The sequence below is a fragment of the Nocardia sp. NBC_00511 genome, assembly GCF_045161165.1.
Classification (GTDB): Bacteria; Actinomycetota; Actinomycetes; order Mycobacteriales; family Mycobacteriaceae; genus Nocardia.
Genome location: NZ_CP107849.1, coordinates 8,765,976 through 8,783,947 on the forward strand (window position 1 = coordinate 8,765,976; position 17,972 = coordinate 8,783,947).

The 17,972-nt window shown below is 66.5% G+C and carries 19 protein-coding genes; 7 read left to right on the plus strand and 12 right to left on the minus strand.

What is annotated here, in order from left to right:
- Nucleotides 1–184: 184 nt before the first annotated feature.
- On the minus strand, nt 185–394 hold the full coding sequence (locus OG300_RS40840; protein WP_405490598.1) for a DUF397 domain-containing protein: 210 nt from the start codon (nt 392–394) through the stop codon (nt 185–187).
- Nucleotides 391–1,266, minus strand: a complete 876-nt coding sequence (locus tag OG300_RS40845; protein ID WP_405490600.1) for a helix-turn-helix domain-containing protein — start codon at nt 1,264–1,266, stop codon at nt 391–393. Before OG300_RS40845 ends, OG300_RS40840 begins: the two co-directional genes overlap by 4 nt.
- A 158-nt stretch (nt 1,267–1,424) precedes the next feature.
- Here OG300_RS40845 and OG300_RS40850 point away from each other — a divergent pair, with 158 nt between their 5' ends.
- On the plus strand, nt 1,425–1,973 hold the full coding sequence (locus tag OG300_RS40850) for a hypothetical protein (RefSeq protein WP_405490602.1): 549 nt from the start codon (nt 1,425–1,427) through the stop codon (nt 1,971–1,973).
- Here the strand turns inward: OG300_RS40850 and OG300_RS40855 are convergent.
- The 3 genes from OG300_RS40855 to OG300_RS40865 form a co-directional block, all read right to left on the minus strand.
- Nucleotides 1,970–2,422, minus strand: a complete 453-nt coding sequence (locus tag OG300_RS40855) for a VOC family protein (protein ID WP_405490604.1) — start codon at nt 2,420–2,422, stop codon at nt 1,970–1,972. The genes OG300_RS40850 and OG300_RS40855 overlap by 4 nt on opposite strands.
- A gap of 132 nt (nt 2,423–2,554) precedes the next feature.
- On the minus strand, nt 2,555–4,231 hold the full coding sequence (locus OG300_RS40860; RefSeq protein WP_405490606.1) for a DUF222 domain-containing protein: 1,677 nt from the start codon (nt 4,229–4,231) through the stop codon (nt 2,555–2,557).
- A 117-nt stretch (nt 4,232–4,348) separates the two neighbouring features.
- Entirely contained in the window at nt 4,349–5,263 is a 915-nt protein-coding gene (locus OG300_RS40865; RefSeq protein WP_405490608.1) for a hypothetical protein, read from the minus strand.
- 121 nt (nt 5,264–5,384) lie between these two features.
- On the opposite strand from OG300_RS40865, the gene OG300_RS40870 reads away from it, so the two are divergent.
- On the plus strand, nt 5,385–6,347 hold the full coding sequence (locus OG300_RS40870) for a helix-turn-helix transcriptional regulator (protein ID WP_405490610.1): 963 nt from the start codon (nt 5,385–5,387) through the stop codon (nt 6,345–6,347).
- A 24-nt stretch (nt 6,348–6,371) separates the two neighbouring features.
- Here the strand turns inward: OG300_RS40870 and OG300_RS40875 are convergent, their stop codons facing one another.
- Entirely contained in the window at nt 6,372–7,019 is a 648-nt protein-coding gene (locus OG300_RS40875) for a Uma2 family endonuclease (RefSeq protein ID WP_405490612.1), read from the minus strand.
- 96 nt (nt 7,020–7,115) lie between these two features.
- Between OG300_RS40875 and OG300_RS40880 the strand changes: the two genes are divergently transcribed.
- Nucleotides 7,116–8,462 (plus strand): MFS transporter, encoded by a 1,347-nt coding sequence (locus OG300_RS40880; protein ID WP_405490614.1) that lies wholly within the window; start codon nt 7,116–7,118, stop codon nt 8,460–8,462.
- Here OG300_RS40880 and OG300_RS40885 read toward each other — a convergent pair.
- On the minus strand, nt 8,459–9,079 hold the full coding sequence (locus OG300_RS40885) for a TetR family transcriptional regulator (RefSeq protein WP_405498852.1): 621 nt from the start codon (nt 9,077–9,079) through the stop codon (nt 8,459–8,461). The genes OG300_RS40880 and OG300_RS40885 overlap by 4 nt on opposite strands.
- Nucleotides 9,080–9,250: 171 nt before the next feature.
- On the opposite strand from OG300_RS40885, the gene OG300_RS40890 reads away from it, so the two are divergent.
- Genes OG300_RS40890 through OG300_RS40900 form a run of 3 tightly spaced genes read left to right on the plus strand, consistent with a single transcriptional unit; the run spans nt 9,251 to nt 11,838 of the window.
- Nucleotides 9,251–10,315, plus strand: a complete 1,065-nt coding sequence (locus OG300_RS40890) for a ferredoxin reductase (RefSeq protein WP_405490616.1) — start codon at nt 9,251–9,253, stop codon at nt 10,313–10,315.
- 14 nt (nt 10,316–10,329) lie between these two features.
- Nucleotides 10,330–11,493, plus strand: a complete 1,164-nt coding sequence (locus OG300_RS40895; protein WP_405490618.1) for a fatty acid desaturase family protein — start codon at nt 10,330–10,332, stop codon at nt 11,491–11,493.
- Entirely contained in the window at nt 11,494–11,838 is a 345-nt protein-coding gene (locus tag OG300_RS40900; protein ID WP_405490620.1) for a hypothetical protein, read from the plus strand.
- A 33-nt stretch (nt 11,839–11,871) separates the two neighbouring features.
- Here the strand turns inward: OG300_RS40900 and OG300_RS40905 are convergent, their stop codons facing one another.
- Nucleotides 11,872–12,471: a DUF4254 domain-containing protein gene (locus OG300_RS40905; RefSeq protein WP_405490622.1), complete on the minus strand. Its 600-nt coding sequence runs from the start codon at nt 12,469–12,471 to the stop codon at nt 11,872–11,874.
- 504 nt (nt 12,472–12,975) lie between these two features.
- On the opposite strand from OG300_RS40905, the gene OG300_RS40910 reads away from it, so the two are divergent.
- Nucleotides 12,976–13,254: a hypothetical protein gene (locus OG300_RS40910; RefSeq protein WP_405490624.1), complete on the plus strand. Its 279-nt coding sequence runs from the start codon at nt 12,976–12,978 to the stop codon at nt 13,252–13,254.
- A 355-nt stretch (nt 13,255–13,609) separates the two neighbouring features.
- On the opposite strand, the gene OG300_RS40915 is transcribed toward OG300_RS40910, so the two are convergent.
- Genes OG300_RS40915 through OG300_RS40930 form a run of 4 tightly spaced genes read right to left on the minus strand, consistent with a single transcriptional unit; the run spans nt 13,610 to nt 17,832 of the window.
- A complete protein-coding gene (locus OG300_RS40915; RefSeq protein WP_405498853.1) occupies nt 13,610–14,167 on the minus strand; it encodes a GTP-binding protein in 558 nt (185 codons plus the stop codon).
- Between the two features lie 34 nt (nt 14,168–14,201).
- Nucleotides 14,202–14,639 carry a DUF742 domain-containing protein gene (locus OG300_RS40920; protein WP_405490626.1) on the minus strand — a complete coding sequence of 146 codons (438 nt, stop codon included), beginning with the start codon at nt 14,637–14,639 and terminating at the stop codon, nt 14,202–14,204.
- Nucleotides 14,636–15,064, minus strand: a complete 429-nt coding sequence (locus tag OG300_RS40925; RefSeq protein WP_405490628.1) for a roadblock/LC7 domain-containing protein — start codon at nt 15,062–15,064, stop codon at nt 14,636–14,638. Before OG300_RS40925 ends, OG300_RS40920 begins: the two co-directional genes overlap by 4 nt.
- A complete protein-coding gene (locus OG300_RS40930) occupies nt 15,061–17,832 on the minus strand; it encodes a nitrate- and nitrite sensing domain-containing protein (RefSeq protein ID WP_405490630.1) in 2,772 nt (923 codons plus the stop codon). Before OG300_RS40930 ends, OG300_RS40925 begins: the two co-directional genes overlap by 4 nt.
- Nucleotides 17,833–17,972 lie beyond the last annotated feature (140 nt).

A 17,972-nucleotide genomic window follows, 5' to 3' on the forward strand; every position in this document is an offset into this window, starting at 1 on the left:
GGAACAGGAGCCTGCTTATACGGGTACCGGCACCACCTGGATCCCGGTGCCGAGATACGGAGCACCGCGGGTCAGGCGGACAGCATCTGGACGCCGTGCCAGGTCGGGGACCTCGGAGTGCCCGGACATGGTTACGCGCTGTATGCCCAGAGTGCCGCTCGCCGCGATCCGGCTCCCTTCGAAATCAGCTGGGAGAGTTGAACTCTCCGCTGTTGATGCCCAGGGTGAAGGTATTCCATTCATTGGAAGTGAAAACTATCGCTGATCCCGTCGGGTCTTTGGAATCACGTACACCGACGTGATCGGTTGCGATCCAAGCGATTTCGACACACTCGTTGCTTCCGCCGCTGTATGACGCTTTGAACCAGTGTGCGCCGGTTAGGTCGATCGTCACTGTTCGTATCTCCTTGCTATCTTTCGGATTCGGTCCCGAGACGGCTGTTCTTCCAGTGCGGCGTGTCGGAGGGTTCGATACAGCGCGTGGAAGCGCTTGACGTCTTCTTCATCTTCGAAGGTCATCGACCCTATTGCTGCCTCCGTGTAGACCACGGATGGCTCGCTTTCCGGAAATTCGAGGATGAGGAACGGAGGGATCACGGTCCCGGTTGGCAGGCCGGCCGCGAAGGGCAAGAGGCGGACCGTGATGTTCTCATGTGTGCTCATGTCCGCGACATGCCGACATTGAGCCGCCATCGTCCGGCTGGATCCGACCAGCGCGTGAAACACTGTCTCGTACAACAAGAATTCCGCACGTACCGGCCAGTGTTGGCGGGTGAGGCGCGCAGATCGTTGCATCCGCAGCTCGACTCGCTTGTCGATTTCCGCTGACGGGTCGTCGGGTGTGAAGAGGCATTGAATAGTACGTGCGTAGTCCGCTGTTTGCAGCAACCCCGGAACGATGAGTGGTTGGTAGATCCTGAATTGGTTTGCGTACGACTCGAGTTCGAGATACGTGTTGAACCCAGGGATCAGCAGGTGCCGATAGTCCTGCCACCAGACCTTTGTATTCGATTGTGAAGCAAGGCTCGTGAGGTAGCTGGTCTGAGCCTCCGGCAGGGAGTAATACCGGCAGAGGTACTCGATCTCACGGACTTTGATCTTGTCGTATTGTCCGAGTTCGATCCTGCTCAGGGTGGATCTGCTGTTCTCGGTTTCGCGCGCTACCTGATCCAGGGTCATCCCGCGCGCCTGCCGCGCATCCCGTAGTGCCTTGCCCAGTTGTCGACGCGGAAGCGTTGTGCCGGTGAGGTTTGCCTTGCTGGGCATCTCAGTCCCCCCTGGTTTCCCAACGGTGTGGCCTGCTGTTTCCCATTCTGGGAATCAGAGTACGAGGTGCGCAGGAATCGTGCTGGGCCTTCCGGACTCTTCGCGGAACACACTCGGTCGGAGACTCCCCAGCCCCTCGGGGGCGTCACTATATCGCCATGGCACAGCAGAACGGAGGTTTCCCGGAGCTCCACCGGCAACTGGATCGGGAGGTAGCCGAGTGCGCGCGCCTGGTCGAATTTCCAGGCGGAGTCCTCGAGTTGACCGGAGACGGCGACGAGGACATCGGCTCGTGCGGGGCCTTCCTCCAATTCCATCCGACGATCGCACACGACTGTGAACACGATGGAGGGGCGGTAATGCGTTACAAGCCAACCTGTTTGGGATACCTGCGTACGGACGTGTCCGGGATCGGCCAGCTCTGGGACGAATCTCAGATCCGGGCGCTGGCGGTCCGGCTCGGCTACGACCTGGCCGGGATCGTGGTCTACGACCCTGCCAGCGGTCGGCCACCGTTGGCCAGGCTGAGAATCCAGGCGAACCGATTGGATTCGGAAGCGGTGATCGTGCCCGGCACAGCCCATTTCGCGGACGATCGCGTGCCGGCGGCGCTGGTACGGCAACTCGATGTGATCACGGTGAGCCCGGAAGCCACGTACGCGCGCCGTGCGTCACCGCTTCCGCCGCAGGGCGGAGTGCAGCCCTAGGCAGCGCAGAATTCGTTGCCTTCCGGGTCCGCCATGATCCACCAGTGCCCGGCGGGGCCTCGGTCCACCTCCCGGATGCGTGTTGCCCCAGCCTTCTCCAACCGGGCGACCAGGTCGTCCAGGCCGCCGGGTTCACTGTGGATATCGATGTGCAGGCGGTTCTTGCCGGACTTGTCCTCCGGTACGTCCTGGAAGAGGATGCGGCGACCGTGGCCGACGCCGCTGGCCGGGTCGAAGGGATCGTCCGGATGCCGAATCGCCGCGTAGCCGCGAAAGACCGTGCGACCCTGGTGCTTCGCCACCGCGTCCTGCCCGAGGTGGCCCGCGGCGAGCAGTTGCCCGATCAGCGCGCCCGGGTCCTCCACCACGTACTCCAGGGCGTCGGCCCAGAAGTCCGCGAGCACGGCCGCGTTTCGACTGTCGATGACCAGCTTCCAGTGCAGTGCCATGCGCTGAAGCTACTCCGCACCGCCGACAAACGATCCGCGGACGCGAGACCGCAGGATGCTTACAGGTATCGATCGAACCAGGCGGACCTTTCACCTCACCGGAAGACAGGACCTGAGCTCGGAGGACAGAAGCTAGAACGGTGCCGGGTCGGCATACCGAGTCTCGGGCATGTCGATAGTCGACGCCTGTCGCGTCGCTCCGGATTCTCGACGGGCACGAGCAGAGCGGGCGGTGCGTGCGAGTCGTCGTTGTGCGGGTGGGTGGTAGACGTGGAGGAGTTCGGTGAGTTCGTTGACCGCTCTGCCCGGATTCAACAGTGGCTCAACCGGTTCCGGTGCTTGGATGCCCGTGACGGTGACCGGCGGTACCGGTGTGTTGGGGAACAGGAACTTCGCTCCCTCGGGTGTGGTGGTGATCGATCCACCTGACGGGCTGCGCCATTCCACGCGTCGGTCGGGGTGGTGGATGACTTTCCATCCGTTGAGTCCGTTGTCGGCGAGGGTTTTGGTGCGGTGGTGGCGTCGGCACCGGCAGCCGAGGTTGGATTCGACCGTGCGGCCACCGGATTCGGGTGAGCGGTGGTTGTAGCGGTCTTGGTGGTCGATGTCGGTGGCTGCGGCGGGGATCGCGCATCCGGGTGCGCGGCAGCCGCCATCGAGGGCGCGGATGCGGTGGGCCAGGCGAGTATTGGGCCGGTAGCGCATCTCGCCCGCGGCGGCCAGGTATACCTGCTCACCGGTGCTGATCGGGGTGGCGGCCCGGAGTTCGGGTGCGGCCTGCCTGGCGTGGCTGGTGCCTGTCGGGCGCGCCCGGTTGTTGACCGCAGCCTGTCGGCTATGGCTGGTGTCTGCCGGACGTGCCCGGCCGTCGACGGTAGCGTGCCCGGTGGGCTCGATGCTGCTGGGGTGTTCGGGGATGATCTCGAAGCGGGCGTGGCGGGCCAACTGGCGTGCCAGGTCGGCGTCGATCGCACCGAAACCGGCCAGCAGAGCAGGGTTGTCGGCCAACCCGGCGAGGGTGTGCGCGGAAACACCCACCTGCACAAGCGCTTTACGTGCTGGTACGGCCGGGAGCGTGGCGCGTGGGCAGTCGTGGTGGCCGCACCCGCAACTCAACCGACCGGCCCCGGTGGTGAGGGCGATCAGGGCATCAGCGCGACGTTGGTTGCTGGTCCGGGGATCGCCAGCGCAGCAATGGGTTTGCGCCATCTCCCGCAGGCGTTCGTAGAGAGCCACACCGTCGGCAGCGGGCAACACCGCATCCAAGACGGCGGTGCCGTTGTCGGCGGCAGTCACGTTGACATACCGGTCGGCTTCGGCGGTCTTGCGGCGTTCGGCCTGTCCGGCGGGGTCTGTTTCCAGCAGCCAGCGGCGCAGGGTGCGCTTGACCCGTGACGGGTCGGCGGTTTCGGCGTAGGCGACGATGCGTGATTCGAGGGCCGCGACGAGTTCGGCGTCGACATTGCGGAATACCTCGTGCAGGGCCCGTACTCGCAGCAGGTCGATGCGGCCGTCTTCGAATGCTGCACGCGTGCACGGCAACCGGTGTTCGAGGCCCAGGCCGAGGGCGATGAGGTTGTCGGCGTGGCGTTGTGGAACATGCAGGGCGACACCGATTTCGGTGGCGGCGTCCTCGCCCGCGTAGACGGCGCGTACTCCGCGCTGGAGTTGCTGGGTGCGGCGCATCCGGTAGAGCGCGGTCATCAACGCGACTTCTTCGGCTTGGGCTACAGCGATCGTCGAGTGCACCGCGCGCAGCCGCGCCACCAGTTCGGTGGCGCTGAGGCTGTCAGCAGCGGTTTCGTTCACATGTTCGATGATATTCGCGTGTAATGAGACACGCCAGAAGGCTTTCGGTGACACGCTGAGCGAATTTCCAGCTGGCCCAACGACTGTCGTGCTCGCGGCGATCGGGCCGCTGCGGGACTAGGTGGACAGGGTCTGGACGCCGTGCCAGGACGTGCCTTTCATCAGCTTGGTGCCGAGTTTCGGGTCGTCGCCGGTCAATTCGACGAGGTCGCGGGCTGTGGGGGAGCCTGGTCCGCCTCGTTCGAGGTGTTTCACGGCCTTGGTGAGTTGTTTGCGGTCGGCGGGGGAGAGGTCGGTGTGGATGGCGGCGATTCGTTCTCGGAGGCTGGATACCGTCCGGGCCAGTTTTGCCGGGTCACGGTCGAAGTCGAAACCTGCTCGCGCCCAGGCTACGGAGCCGTCCTGGACGGCGTGGAGTTCCATGCGGTTCACGCCCGAGCGGCGGTAGTAGTCGCGGATCGCGGTGGTGAAGGATTTCGAGAAGCCCTGGCCGCGGGCGGCGGGTTCCAAGCGCAGGTGGGTGTTGAATGCGACTGTCGTGCCCTGGTCGGTGTTGATGTGCCATTCGAGTCTGCCGACGCGCTGCCCGGCATCGTCGACGATGTCGCCGTTGAATCTGAAGCCGGTGACCGCGGGGCCGCCGGAAGTCTTGGGGCCGAAGTACGACGCGTCGGTGATCCGCATTCGGTAGGGGCCGTACCGCTGCTCCAAACCGGAAAGTTGTTCGCGCAGCCAGCGATTGTCCAGGGTAGGGACCCGCAGCAGTTCATCCACACCCGGCACCGACGAGAGATCCGGTACGGCGATCGGTGGCCGACCGTCCGATTCGATCCGGCGCGGCTGGCCCGCCGACCCGTCTGCCCGATCGACCGTCTTCGCGATCCGAAGGTCGTTCTCTCCAGCACTTTCGGCGACGTCGCCGAGCCTGTCGGCACGGCCGTGCAGCGCGGACGCGTCATGTTCCGCAACGCGTCCGAAGCTGCGCACCACCCGAAGCGCGCCGTCGCGGAGGACGTCGGAGAGCCTGGGCATCGTCACACGCTATAGCAATCCTCCAGCCTGGGCGGGAACCGTGGTTCCGGTGCTGAGGAGCCGCTCATCCGGGTACTGATGCCACCTGGATACCAGTGCCGGGGGCGGTCATGATGTAGGGATGGTGTCGGGATCGAGCGTCGGTGATCTCCCGGAGATCGTCACGGAAGCGGCTGCGCGCAATGGGAATTCGCGGGCAGTGCGCAAGGTGCGGCGAGAGGAGCTCTCGGCGTTCCTGAAGTCGCGGCGGGCGCGGATCGCGCCCGAGGACGTGGGGCTTCCCGCCGGCTCGCGGCGGCGGACGCCGGGGTTGCGGCGGGAAGAGGTGGCGCAGCTCGCCGGGGTGGGGGTCACCTGGTACACGTGGCTCGAGCAGGGGCGCGACATCAATTGCAGTGTGCAGGTGCTGGATGCGATCGCGCGGGCGCTGGCCCTGGACGGTGCGGAGCACTCGCATCTGTACCGGTTGGCGGATGTGCCGACCGCGCCGGTTGCGATGGTGGCGGAACCGATCCACGAGGAAATACAGACCATCCTCGATCATCTGAATCCGTTGCCCGCCATCCTCATGTCGGCCAAGTACGACGTGCTCGCCAACAACAACGCCTACGAGGTGATGTATCCGACGTTCATGACCGGCTCGCGCAATGTCCTGCGCAAGGCGTTCCTCGGCGCGGAGTGCTGCACCCCGTACCCGTCCTACTCACACCCCGACCACCTGGCCCGCATGGTCGGCTACCTACGGTCGGCGTACGCCCGCAATCTCGGCGACCCCGAATGGGTTCGGTTCATCGATGATCTGGTCCAGCAGAGCTCACACTTCGCGGAACTCTGGGCACGCAACGATGTAGCACTGCCCCTGGGCCGCACCAGAATCATCCGCAACCTCGCCATCGGCGACCTCGAGATGTACATGACCAGCATGTCCCTACCCTCCATCGCCGGTGCGTGGGTACAGATCTGGACGCCAGCCGAGGCCGACGCCTGGGACAAGCTGCACCGATTGCTCGCCATGACCACTGAAGAACGCCAGCAACCGTGGACCGAGCATTTCGAGCAGGTACACGGCGGAGTCCGTGCCTGAGCGTCGGCCGTAGTCGCGCCGTGCTCAGTATTCGAGGTCGGTCCAATTCAGCACGATGGGGAACGGGTAGGTCAGCTCGATGGCCGGATGTACATCGGGTGACCACTCACCGACCAGCGCATACTGCTGGGGACGCAGCGGGGTCACACCTTCGGGGAGGCCGCCGGGTGTGGACAACGCGTAGGTCAGGACCGTGTCGATTCGACGGCCCGCGCGGTCCAGGATCACTTCCCAGTACTCGCTGATGCCGGCGTCCGCGTAGCGGGCCTGTTTGGCGAGCATCTGCCGAATGTGATTCGACGGTGACAGCACCTCGCCGACTATCAGCACGTCGGGGGCGAAGATCGGAGTCCACGGCTCGTCGGGGCAGTGGTACAGCATGAAGTCGGGGGTCAGGAAGTCATCCTTGGCCGGGCTCAGGAAGACATTTGTTTCGGTATCGACCTGCCAGCAGTCGCCGAGCCGCTCCCGCATGGACTCTCGTGCGCATACCTCAAGCGCGTTGCGTACCCGAGTAGCAAATCGCTGGTGCTCCGGTGGGCCGGTCCTGACCCACACTGGACGTCCTTTGACCAGCTCTATCCGTGCTGCCTGTTCGTCGGGCAGGGCATTGAGTTCGTCCCAGGTCATTCGCTCCGGCAACGGCACGGCATCGGCTGACGGATTTGACATCGCGGTCTACCTCCTGCCGTGTCTCGTGACGACAAGGCTACCGCGCCGGAGTGGTTTGCCATGCCGAGCGGGCTCGGGTCGCCTACTGTGCGCTGCATGACCGAGGGCTCGGGAGAAGTCGGCGGAGAGAGCACGATCGGGCAGGCGACCGGGCGGGCGGCGGTGCTGGCCTGGGGGAGTTGGGATTGGGCGGCGGCTGCGTTCAATGCCGTGATTCTGACGTTCGTGTTCTCGGTGTATCTCACCGACAAGGTGGGGAAGGACTTGCCGGGTGGGATTTCGGCCAGTTCCTGGTTGGGGTGGGCGTTGGGGGCTGCGGGGCTGGTGGTGGCGGTTACCGCGCCGGTCAGTGGGCAGTGGTTCGATGCGACGGCGAAACGTAAACTGTCGCTGGGGGTTTTGACTGCCGTCACGGTGGTGTTGATGGCGGGGATGTTCTTCGTGCGGGAGGACTACCACTATCTGTGGGTTGGGCTGACGCTGTTGGCGGTGGGGTCTACCTGCTTCGAATTGGCGCATGTGCCGTACAACTCGATGCTGCGGCAGGTCTCGACGCCCGCGACCGTGGGCCGGGTGTCCGGGTTCGGTTGGTCCATGGGGTACTTCGGCGGGATCATCCTGCTGCTGATCTGCTACTTCGGGTTCATTGCCGGAAAGGGTGACACCCGTGGGCTTTTCGGCCTGCCGATCGATGACGGGCTGAATATTCGGCTGGTGGCGGTGTTGGCGGCGGTCTGGTTCGCGGCGTTCGCGGTGCCGCTGTTCCTGGTGGTGCCGGAAGTGCCACGGACGCAGGCGGATCCGGGTGCGGCGGTGCCGGGGAGATCGTTCCTGCGCTCGTATCGGATCCTGTTCCGGGACGTGCGCGAACTCTGGCATGCCGATCGCCGCACCGTCGGGTTCCTGGTGGCCAGCGCCATCTTCCGGGACGGGCTGGCGGGCGTGTTCACCTTCGGCGCGATCCTGGCGGTGCGGGTGTACGGCATCGCGGACGCCGACGTGCTGCTGTTCGGCATCGCCGCGAATGTGGTTGCGGCACTGGGGGCGGTGGTCGCGGGCCGCTTCGATGACCGGCTCGGTCCCAAGGCGGTGATCGTGGTGTCGCTGTTGGGCATGATCGTGTTCGGCGGCTTCCTGCTGGTGGTGTCGGGGCCGCTGATGTTCTGGATATTCGGTTTGCTGCTCACGGTTTTCGTCGGTCCGGCGCAGGCCTCGGCGCGCTCGTTCCTGGCGCGGCTGGCGGCACCCGGCCGCGAGGGGCAACTCTTCGGCCTCTACGCGACCACCGGTCGTGCCGTATCTTTTCTCGCTCCAACACTTTTCGGCTTCTTCGTGTGGGCCTTCGACGCCGAGCGCGCGGGCATCATCGGCCTGCTGCTGGTGTTGATCGTGGGTCTGATGCTGTTGCTGCCGGTACGCGGGGACGATCTGCGCGGCCGCTAGGGCCGCCACACTCCCATGCCGAGGGCGATGAGCCGCACCTGTAGTACCGCGCGGTCGACGATTCGCGGCTGTTCCCGGGTTTCAGCGGTCAGATAATCGGCTATCCGGTCCGCGACGGTCGAGACGATGAGGTCCGCCGCCAGCTCCAGATCATCGGGCGACCACGAGTCCAAGGCGCGCACCCGGGAAAGATCGACCACCAATTCCCGTTCGATGAGCTGCATTTCGACCGATATCGCGACCCGCAGTGCCGCGGAGCCGCCGTGACGTTCCCGAATGAGGAACCCCCACAGGTCGCGCTTGCCGTCGACCTGCTCGAACACGAAGCGCACGGTTTCGGCGAGTGTGGCGTTGGGGGTGCGGCGCATTTCCCGTAGGGCCAGCCGCAATTGGCGTACGCCCTCCTCGACCAGGGTGGTGCCGAGCTCGTCGAGGGAGGTGAAGTGCCGGTAGAAGGCGGTCGGGACGATGCCTGCCGAGCGGGCGATCTCACGCAGGGACAGCGCGGCGAAACCGCGGTCCGCAGCGAGGGCGAGGGTGCCGTCGAGCAGGGCGGCGCGCGTGCGTTCCTTGCGCTCGACGCGCGTTGCTGCCTGCTCGCTCACGTCGATGAGCATACATGCGTTCACATTCGTTCCTGTCGCGAGATGTCGTGTGGGTCACACGAACAGCCGGTTGAACTGTTGGTACTTCACCAGGCAGACTATCTCAGTGTACAGATGTGCACTGAACTTGAGGCACACCGCGAAGGCGCCGCCCCAGCCCGGGCGACGCGACAGGAGGCTCGCATGGTCGGACTCATCGACCTCGTGCAGAAGACACTGACCACCCCGCATCCGCTGGATCGCTATCTGGAGCTGGTGCGCCCCACCATGACTCTGAGCGCCATGCGTGGCGAGATCACCCACGTGCGACGCAGCGCGGTCGGGTCGGTCACCCTCACGCTGCGGCCGAACCGGCAGTGGGCCGGACACCTGGCCGGGCAGTACGTGCAGGTCGGCGTGGTCATCAACGGCGTGCGCCACAACCGCTGCTATTCACCGGTCAACGCGCAGAACCGGCGTGACCGCCACATCGAACTCACCATCAAGGCCCACCCGGAAGGGCTGGTCTCGAACTACCTGCACGAGAACGCGATTCCCGGCATGGTGGTCGACCTCGCACCCGCCACGGGCGTGTTCCACCTGCCCGAGGTGCGGCCGGAACGGGTGATCCTGCTCAGCGGCGGCAGCGGCATCACCCCGGTGCTGTCCATGCTGCGCACGCTGGCCAACGAGGGCTACCCGGGCGAGGTGCTGTTCCTGCATTACAACCGTTCGCCGGAATGGGTGCCGCATCGCGCCGAGCTCGAGGCGCTCGCCATGCAGCACGGCAACTTCCGGGTCGAACTGCTCTACCCGGAACTCCAGCAGGACCCGAACTTCAGCTACGACGAGCTGGAGCGCCTCGCACCCTGGTTCGCCACCGCGCAGACATTCCTGTGCGGCCCCGGCGGACTCATGAAGGCGGTGCGCACGGTGTACGAGGCCGAGCAGCTCACCGACCGCCTGCACATGGAGGAGTTCACCCTCACCGCCGCGCCGGTCGACCCGGCCGACGTCACGGGCGAGGTCAGCTTCTCCACCAGCGGCGTCAGTGCCGCCAATACCGGTGTCAGCCTGCTCGAGCAGGCCGAATCCGCCGGTCTCACCCCGGAGTACGGCTGCCGCATGGGGATCTGCTTCTCCTGCACCGCGGTCAAGCGCACCGGGTGCACCCGCAATATGCGCACCGGCGAGCTGGACGCCGATCCGGATCAGGACATCCAGCTCTGCATCAGCGCCCCCGTCGGGGACGTCGACATCGCTATCTGAGTCAGGGGACCATCATGACAATTCTCGAAACCACCACCACCGGACCGCTGGTCCTGTCCGTCGAGCAGGTCGAGGAGATCGGCCGCGAACTCGACGCCCTGCGCGCCCGCGTCACCGCCGATCTGGGCGAACGCGACCGCGACTACATCTACTCGATCATCAAGGCCCAGCGCGGCCTGGAGATCACCGGCCGCGGCCTGATGTACCTGGGCTTCCTGCCGCCGTTCTGGCTGGCCGGCGTCGCCGCGCTGAGCGTGTCCAAGATCCTCGACAATATGGAGATCGGGCACAACGTCATGCACGGCCAGTACGACTGGATGCGTGAGCCGACCCTGAATTCCCGTGTGTTCGAATGGGATACGGTCTGCCCGGGCGACCAGTGGCGGCACTCGCACAACTACATGCACCACACCTACACCAACATCCTGGGCATGGACCGCGACATCGGCTACGGCATTCTGCGCATCGACGAGGCGCAGCCGTGGAACCCGCTGCGGCTGGGCAACCCGGTGTACGCCTTCTTCCTGATGCTGGCCTTCGAGTGGGGCGTGATGGGTCACGACCTCGAGGTCGAGAACATCGTGCGCGGCAAGCGCAGCTGGTCGGATATCAAGTCGCTGGTCAAGGGCCAGTGGCGCAAGGCCAGCAAGCAGGTGCTCAAGGACTACGTGGTCTTCCCGGCGCTGACCGGCCCGCTGTTCCTGTCCACGCTGGCGGGGAACTTCACCGCCAATATCGTGCGCAACCTGTGGACCTTCTCGATCATCTTCTGCGGGCACTTCCCGTCGGGCGTACAGACGTTCACCGAGGACGAGTGCGTCGATGAGACCCAGGGCGAATGGTACGTGCGTCAGATGCTGGGCTCGGCCAATATCGACGGCAGCCGACTGTTCCACATCATGTCCGGCAACCTGTCGCACCAGATCGAGCACCACCTGTTCCCGGACCTGCCGGCCAACCGGTACCCGGAGATCGCGCCCGAGGTGAAGGCGCTGTGTGAGAAGCACGGTCTGCCCTACAACACCGGGTCGTTCTCGGCGCAGATCGGTTCGGTGTGGGGCAAGCTGTTCAAGCTCGCGCTGCCGCCGTTCCTGGTCAAGAATTCGTCCGATTCGGGTGTTATCGTGATGCGCAGGGGGCAGGCGAGCGCGGTGCCGCAAACAGAAGTGGGCGTGTGAATGATCTCCAAATTCGAAAGCAACAAGGATCTGATCCAGGAGTTGACCTCGTCCGGGGCCCGGCACGTCGGCGCCATCGCGTCGATCATCACCGGCACCGTCGCCGAGGTGACCCGCGAGATCGGTGACTGGATCACCGACGCCATCGAGATGCGTGAGGCCGCGGCCGCCGCCGAGCGCGACGCCGCCGCCCAGCGCGCCGACGCGGGTCTCGAGGACGAGGACTTCGACGACGAGACTCCGGAACCCGCTCCCGCACAGGACTTCTCGGCAACGAAGCCGGTCGTCCCGAGTGAGCGGCTGCCCGGCGACGTCATCGATGCCGAGGTCGTCGACCCGCGCTGAGCGGGCGATCGAGCCGTTGACCGGGTGGCGCGGTCACCAGGTGGGCAACCGCCTGCGATGCTGCGCCACCTCGGTGATCAGATCCCGGTAGCCGTCGGCGAGCTCGGCGAGCCGGTACCACTGCAGGTGGGCTTCGGTGTCCACGACGCGGTGCGGCCGGTCCTCGCTGATGCGATGGGCGATGGCCCGTCGCCGGTTTCGTCCGTCGGCGCCTTTCGACTGCTGCCGCGCAGCGGGTTCGGGTACGCCCAGAGCCTGTTGCGCGGCAACCCATTTCGCGGCCATGCGGTCGATGACCGCGCCGAGGGTCTCGGTGTGCAGGGAGGCTCCGGAGCGGTGCGGGATATTGGCCGCCACCCACTCGTCGATGCGCGCCACCAGGTCGGCGCGCTGTTCGTCGATGGTGTCGATGCGGTGACTGCAGTCGGCCACGTCGTCGGGGGTGGCCTCGCGCGCGTGCGCGGCTTCCAGGGCTCGCTGTCGCTGCTCGTGGCAGCGCACCAGTTCGTGGGCGGAGTCGAGGACCGCGTGGTCGCGTCCGACATCGCTGACAGGTTCCCGGAAAGCGCGCAACAGCGTTGCGGGAGAGGGGAGTTCGGCCCCGAATCCCGCAGCGTTGTAATCGGTTGACATGTGTCCCACCCTCGGCCGTCGCATGTGTGGATGCGCCAGGGCCGAGGGGGTTTCGGGGAGGGGCTCCCCTCGGCTCCGGCGCAGCCCCGCACCCGGAACGCAACAGCCCACCACCATTGACACGGTGAAGTAACCGGGAAATCCGCGACGATGCGGTGAGAAGACTGTCCGAAATGCGGGACATATTCAGGAAAGCGCGGGCGCGAGGGGAGCGCAACCATCCGGCGCGTGATCGGCGAACCTGCCTGAAAATTGTTATACAGCATTACAAGACGGTCACATGGCCGCTGCGGTTGTAGGCGGATCGACACCTGCGCGGGGGTTTGCGAGACGGGTTCGAGGGCACTCGTCGACCCGGACGTCGCCTGTTCGCCGGGCGATGCGGTTACCGAGGCTTATGAATAGCTAACATTGCGGCGCGCCGGGGGCGCGACCCGCCGCAGTCCGTTAGCCTCGATATTCGTGCCCGCATACGCGTCTTCTCCGGAGCTGCGATTCGGTTTCATGTTCGCGCTGGAAGACCCCGAGCGAATTGCCGAAGTCGTCCGCAATCTCATTGTTCGCCGCACGGTGTCGGTATTCCGGGTGGCGCACCTGTCGGACGACAACGGCCCGCCGGATCGCTACGTCGTCAACTGGGCTGCGCTCCCGCAGATTTCCATCACGACGGCCGCACCGGACGTCGACGAAATGCGTTCCAGCGGAACGATGCTGGTCAACGCGTTTCTGGGGGAGGACGGTGAGGTGAGCCTGTACTCGGCGAGCGGGGCGCCCCCGCAGTAGAGACTGGTCGTCCGCATCTAATGTGACACGTCGCACAGTCGAATTTAGCAATCTCTCAGCTACAGGCAAGGCCGCGTTAAGGCTGCCTGGGCACTGTGGGTCGCGTTGCCGGACGGAGATCCCGGACGGCGACAAACCACTACTGAGAGGTTGAAAAATGATCCCGGTTATCATCGACACTGGTTCCGCCGCCCTGAACGGCCTGTTCAACACCGGCAGCGCCGCGTTCAGCGGTATCCTCAACACCCTCTTCACCGGTTCTTTCGGCGGCCGCTAATTCGCGTTTGAGCGAAGGGTTTTCGGGCTGATCGCCCCGGGTGTCCGGCACCCGGGGCGTTTTTGTGTCCGGACCCGCTCAGACCGGCTGCCCCGCCAGCGCCGGGGAGCGGCGCGAGCGCAGGATCTGTTCGAGCAGCGCCACCAGCACCAGCTTCACCGATTCCCGGTCGCGGGCATCGCAATCCATGAGATGGACGGCGGGCCCGAGGTCGAGCGCCTCACGCACCTCGTCGAGGTCGAAGCGTGAGCCGTTCTCGAAACGGTTGACCGCCACCACGAACGGGGTGCCGCGTCGTTCGAAGAAGTCCAGCACCGGATAGCAGTCCTCGACCCGGCCGGTGTCGACGAGGATCACGCCGCCCAGCGCGCCGTCGAGCAGGTCGTCCCAGAGGAATTCGAAGCGGGCCTGGCCGGGAGTGCCGAACAGGTAGAGCACCAGCTTCGAATCCAGCGTGATACGACCGAAATCCAGCGCCACCGTGGTGGTGGTCTTGCCGGTCGCCTGGCCGGGATCGTCGATGCCGACCGCCACCTCGGTCATGGCGGCTTCGGTGGTGAGCGGCTCGATCTCGGAGACGGCGCCGATGAATGTGGTCTTGCCGACGCCGAATCCGCCGCTGGCAACGATTTTCACCGAGGAGGCCTGCAGCAGCGGTCGGCCGGTGTTTTCAGAGGTTCGCAACAAGGTCCCGCATCCTTTCCAGAGCGGCGGTCGAGAGTTCATCGGTCGCGCCGACCGAAACGTGACCGGATGACACCAGATCGCCCACCAGAATTCGCGCCACCCCGACCGGCACCCGCAGCGCCGCACCGATTTCCGCGATCGAGTACGGCCGCTGACACAGCCTGACCACGCGTTCGAGCTCGAAACGCAGTGGCGTGGAGACGGCTCCGGGGGTGGCCCGCACCAGTGTCTCGATGCGCAGGCCCTCGACCGCGGGGGTGGTGCGGCCGGAGGTCATCATGAACGGGCGCACCACCTGCTCCTCGGTCACGCCGAAACCCGATGCCCGCGCCGGGTTCTCGGGCAGCGCCGGATCCGACCACCCCGCGGGGTGATTGAGCGCGATCATGCGCGCGTCCGGCAGCCGGTGCGAATCGTTCATCGGCTCAGCGACTCTCGCAGTTCGGTGATGAGAGCCGGGGTGAGCAGTGCGCCCGCGCGATCGGCCAGCACGGCCATCTGATAGCCCACCAGGCCGACATCGGCGTCGTTGCCCGCGATGACGCCGATACAGCTGCCGTTGGTCATCGCCGACACCAGCAGGAAGCCGCGCCCCATCTCGATCATGATCAAGCGCAGGCCGTCGAAATCGTAACTGCGCGAGGCGCTTCGGCCGAGGCTGGTGAGCCCGGAGACGATCGCCGCCAGCCGGTCGGCCCCCGTCCGGTCCAGCCCCGACGACATCGCCATCAGCAAGCCGTCGGAGGAGACGGCGACGGCGTCGCGCACGCCGTCGGTGGTGCGCACGAAGTCGGCGAGCAGCCAGTTGAAGGTGTGCGGATCGGTGTCGGTGTAGTGGGTGGTCACCTGGGTTCCTCCTGTGTGTTCGTTCCGGGTGCGCCGATTCCGACGGTCGGCTCGCCGCCGTGACCGACGGTCGGCTCCCCGTATCCACGCTGATGCCCGGCCCGGAATCCGGTCAGCATGTTGCGCACGGTGTCCGGTGAGCGTTCCGCGGTCGGCGGTCCGCTCACCGTCGGCGCGGCAACCGGTGCCGCACCCGAATCCTCGCGAGTCTTCCTGGTGCGCTTGACGAGACCGTTTCGCGTACGTTGCACCTCCGGTACACCTGCCGAAACGACCGCCCCGTTCGCACCACCGTCGCCCGTCGCCTGTCCGCCCTGGCCGGTTGCGCCGGTCACCCCGGAGGTGATGCGTGACGCGGCCGGAAGCTGCTGTGTGACGGCGGAATCCGCGTCCGCGGCCGGACCCGCCGGAGTGCGGTCGGCGCGCGCCGCCGCCCCGGATCGGGCAGGCCCGTGACCACTGTCGGTGCCCGGGTCGGTGATCGGGACCAGATCGATCGTGTCGAAACGCGTCGAGCCGATGGTTGCGGGCACCCGGCCGGCCTCGTCACCGGCACTCGGGTCGCCGAGGATCGAATCGGGTACCGGCTGCGGTGCGCTCTCGGCAGCGTGAGACGAGTCGGATCCGTTGTCGTCGAAAGGATTCGGCTCGGGTGGCGGGACGAGCTTGACCGGTGTGGAGGCGCTGCGGGCGGCGGGGCGGCCGAGCTGTTCGGTCGCGCCGCTTGTCTGCGGGGCGATCACCTCGGTGAGGACCGTGAGGCCTCGCGGTGGCGGCGCCACCGAGGTCTTGCCGTCCAGGACGGTGTCGAGTGCGGCGGGTTGCGCTGAGCTGTGCCGGCCTCGGGTTGGTTCGGGCATCGCGTCGGCTGCGGAGAGGTGGTTGGTGGCAGCGTGTTTGGCGTCTTCGGGGAGGTCGGGGAGGTGGTCGCCGGGGTCGGCGAGCAGGGTGGCGGGGAGCAGGAGGCGGGCTACCACGCCGGTGGTGGGGGAGACGGTGAGTTCGACCTCGATGTCCAGGCGGCGGGCCAGGCGGCCGACGACGTAGTGGCCGAGGAAGCGGGTGGGGGCGACCAGGAAGTCGGCTTCGCCGCTGAGGCGGGCGTTGGCGGTGGTGAGCTGGTCGGGCGGCATGCCGACGCCGTGGTCGACGACGGCGACCATGTAGCGGGCGCCGAAGCGGCGGCCGTAGATCTCGACCTCGAGGTCGGGCGGGGAGAACGACAGGCCGTTCTCGATGAGTTCGGCCAGCATGTGGGCGATTTCGCTGACATGCGCGCCCGCGATGGAGACCTCGTCGACGCGGCGCAGCACCACGCGGCGATAGTCGTCGACCTCGGAGAGTCCGGCGCGGATGACGTCGCTGAGCGGAATCGGCTCGGCCCAGCGGCGCGGACTGGATTCGCCGACCAGCACCAGCAGGCTCTCGGCATTGCGGCGCATGCGGGTGGCGAGATGGTCGAGCTCGAACAGGTTGGACAGCGCGTTGGGGTCGAGTTCCTCGCGTTCGAAATCGCTGATCAGGCCGAGCTGGCGGCGCACCAGGTTCTGGTTGCGGCGCGCCAGGTTGGCCATCGACTCGGTGGTGTTGCGGCGCAGCCGGGCCTGCACGGAGGCCAGCTCGTAGGCGGTGGCCTGCACGCGATCGAGCGCGTGCGCGACGGAAACGATCTCCTCCCCGGCGGATTCGTCGAGGTGCACCGGTTCCGGCGGCTCCGGGTCGTCGGCGTCGGGATCCTGCCAGGCGGCGATGAGATTGGGCAGTCGCTCCCCGGCCACCAGGTCGGCCTTCTCGGCCAGATCGGCGAGGGGCCGCACGATGGCGCTCACGGTCGCCACCACCAGCGCGATCACGGCCCCGACCGCGAGCGCCGCGGCGAGCAGGTAGAGGCCGAGCACGATCTCGGCATTGCGCCGCAATTCGCCTGCCCGGTGCTCGATGTCGCCGCCGATGCCGCGCTGCACGGTGCGCTGCCCGTCCACCACCGAGGTCATCTCGCGCCACCAGTCGCCCGGGTTCACCGGCTGCGCGAACGCACCGTGTTCCGCGGCGATGGCGAGGTTCTCCGCGTCGGCCGACCGCTGTGCCTCGTCGGTGCTCATGGCCGCGTCCAGCCGGGAGCGCTGATCGGGGGTGGCGTCGCGTTCGAAGGCGGCGACGGCGGCCTGCTTGGCGGCGCGAATGTCGAGGAACTGCACGTATTCCCCGTCCGCGAAGCCGCCCGCGGCGAAGACGCCGTTGAGGAATCCGCGCTCCTGCGCCGTGTACTCCTTGACGTCGCCGAGCGCGTAGAGCGTCTGCAGACCGCGGAACAGGGCGGTGTCCTGGGTGCGGCCGGGACCGGGACGCGTCTGGTTCAGCGCGGCGATCGCGTTGGTGTAGAAGGTGAACGACGCCGAGCGGTCGATGCGGCGGGCGTCCACGTCGGCGCGGTTGGCGCTGACCGCGGAGAACTGGCCGAGCGCGGTGCGCACCGGGTCGGCGCCGGGCGGCTGGGCGTCGAGCGCGGACTCGAGTCCGCGCAGCGCGGAATCGGTGGCCATGCGCTGGTTGGCCACGGCCTGGCGGGCGGAGGTGTCGCCGCCGAGCAGACCGTTGGTGAGGCCGCGTTCGCGCTGCACCTCGTGCACCAGATCCTGAACGGCCAGCGCCAGATTCACCGCGCGGGAGGCGTCGCCGGTGTCGCGGTAGCGGCCGACCTCACCGGCGATGATGACGGTCAGCAGCGCGACCACCAGTGCGATCGATACCAGCAGAATTCGGCGCAATCGCGCCCGAATAGTGCGCGGCCGGATCAATTCCGTTGGCGGGGCGAGCTTTATGTTACCCAGCGGCAACAATTTCGCCGGACGCACCATCTTGCTCGCTCCTGTGGGTCGGCTGCGGTGCCGACCCGGAGGTGAGCACA

Coding starts and splice junctions, on each gene's coding strand:
- OG300_RS40845 (WP_405490600.1), bottom strand. CDS start 1,266: ATGCCCAGCAAGGCAAACCTCACCGGCACAACGCTTCCGCGTCGACAA.
- OG300_RS40850 (WP_405490602.1), top strand. CDS start 1,425: ATGGCACAGCAGAACGGAGGTTTCCCGGAGCTCCACCGGCAACTGGAT.
- OG300_RS40855 (WP_405490604.1), bottom strand. CDS start 2,422: ATGGCACTGCACTGGAAGCTGGTCATCGACAGTCGAAACGCGGCCGTG.
- OG300_RS40865 (WP_405490608.1), bottom strand. CDS start 5,263: ATGCCCAGGCTCTCCGACGTCCTCCGCGACGGCGCGCTTCGGGTGGTG.
- OG300_RS40870 (WP_405490610.1), top strand. CDS start 5,385: ATGGTGTCGGGATCGAGCGTCGGTGATCTCCCGGAGATCGTCACGGAA.
- OG300_RS40875 (WP_405490612.1), bottom strand. CDS start 7,019: ATGTCAAATCCGTCAGCCGATGCCGTGCCGTTGCCGGAGCGAATGACC.
- OG300_RS40880 (WP_405490614.1), top strand. CDS start 7,116: ATGACCGAGGGCTCGGGAGAAGTCGGCGGAGAGAGCACGATCGGGCAG.
- OG300_RS40885 (WP_405498852.1), bottom strand. CDS start 9,079: ATGCTCATCGACGTGAGCGAGCAGGCAGCAACGCGCGTCGAGCGCAAG.
- OG300_RS40890 (WP_405490616.1), top strand. CDS start 9,251: ATGGTCGGACTCATCGACCTCGTGCAGAAGACACTGACCACCCCGCAT.
- OG300_RS40895 (WP_405490618.1), top strand. CDS start 10,330: ATGACAATTCTCGAAACCACCACCACCGGACCGCTGGTCCTGTCCGTC.
- OG300_RS40900 (WP_405490620.1), top strand. CDS start 11,494: ATGATCTCCAAATTCGAAAGCAACAAGGATCTGATCCAGGAGTTGACC.
- OG300_RS40905 (WP_405490622.1), bottom strand. CDS start 12,471: ATGTCAACCGATTACAACGCTGCGGGATTCGGGGCCGAACTCCCCTCT.
- OG300_RS40910 (WP_405490624.1), top strand. CDS start 12,976: ATGTTCGCGCTGGAAGACCCCGAGCGAATTGCCGAAGTCGTCCGCAAT.
- OG300_RS40920 (WP_405490626.1), bottom strand. CDS start 14,639: ATGAACGATTCGCACCGGCTGCCGGACGCGCGCATGATCGCGCTCAAT.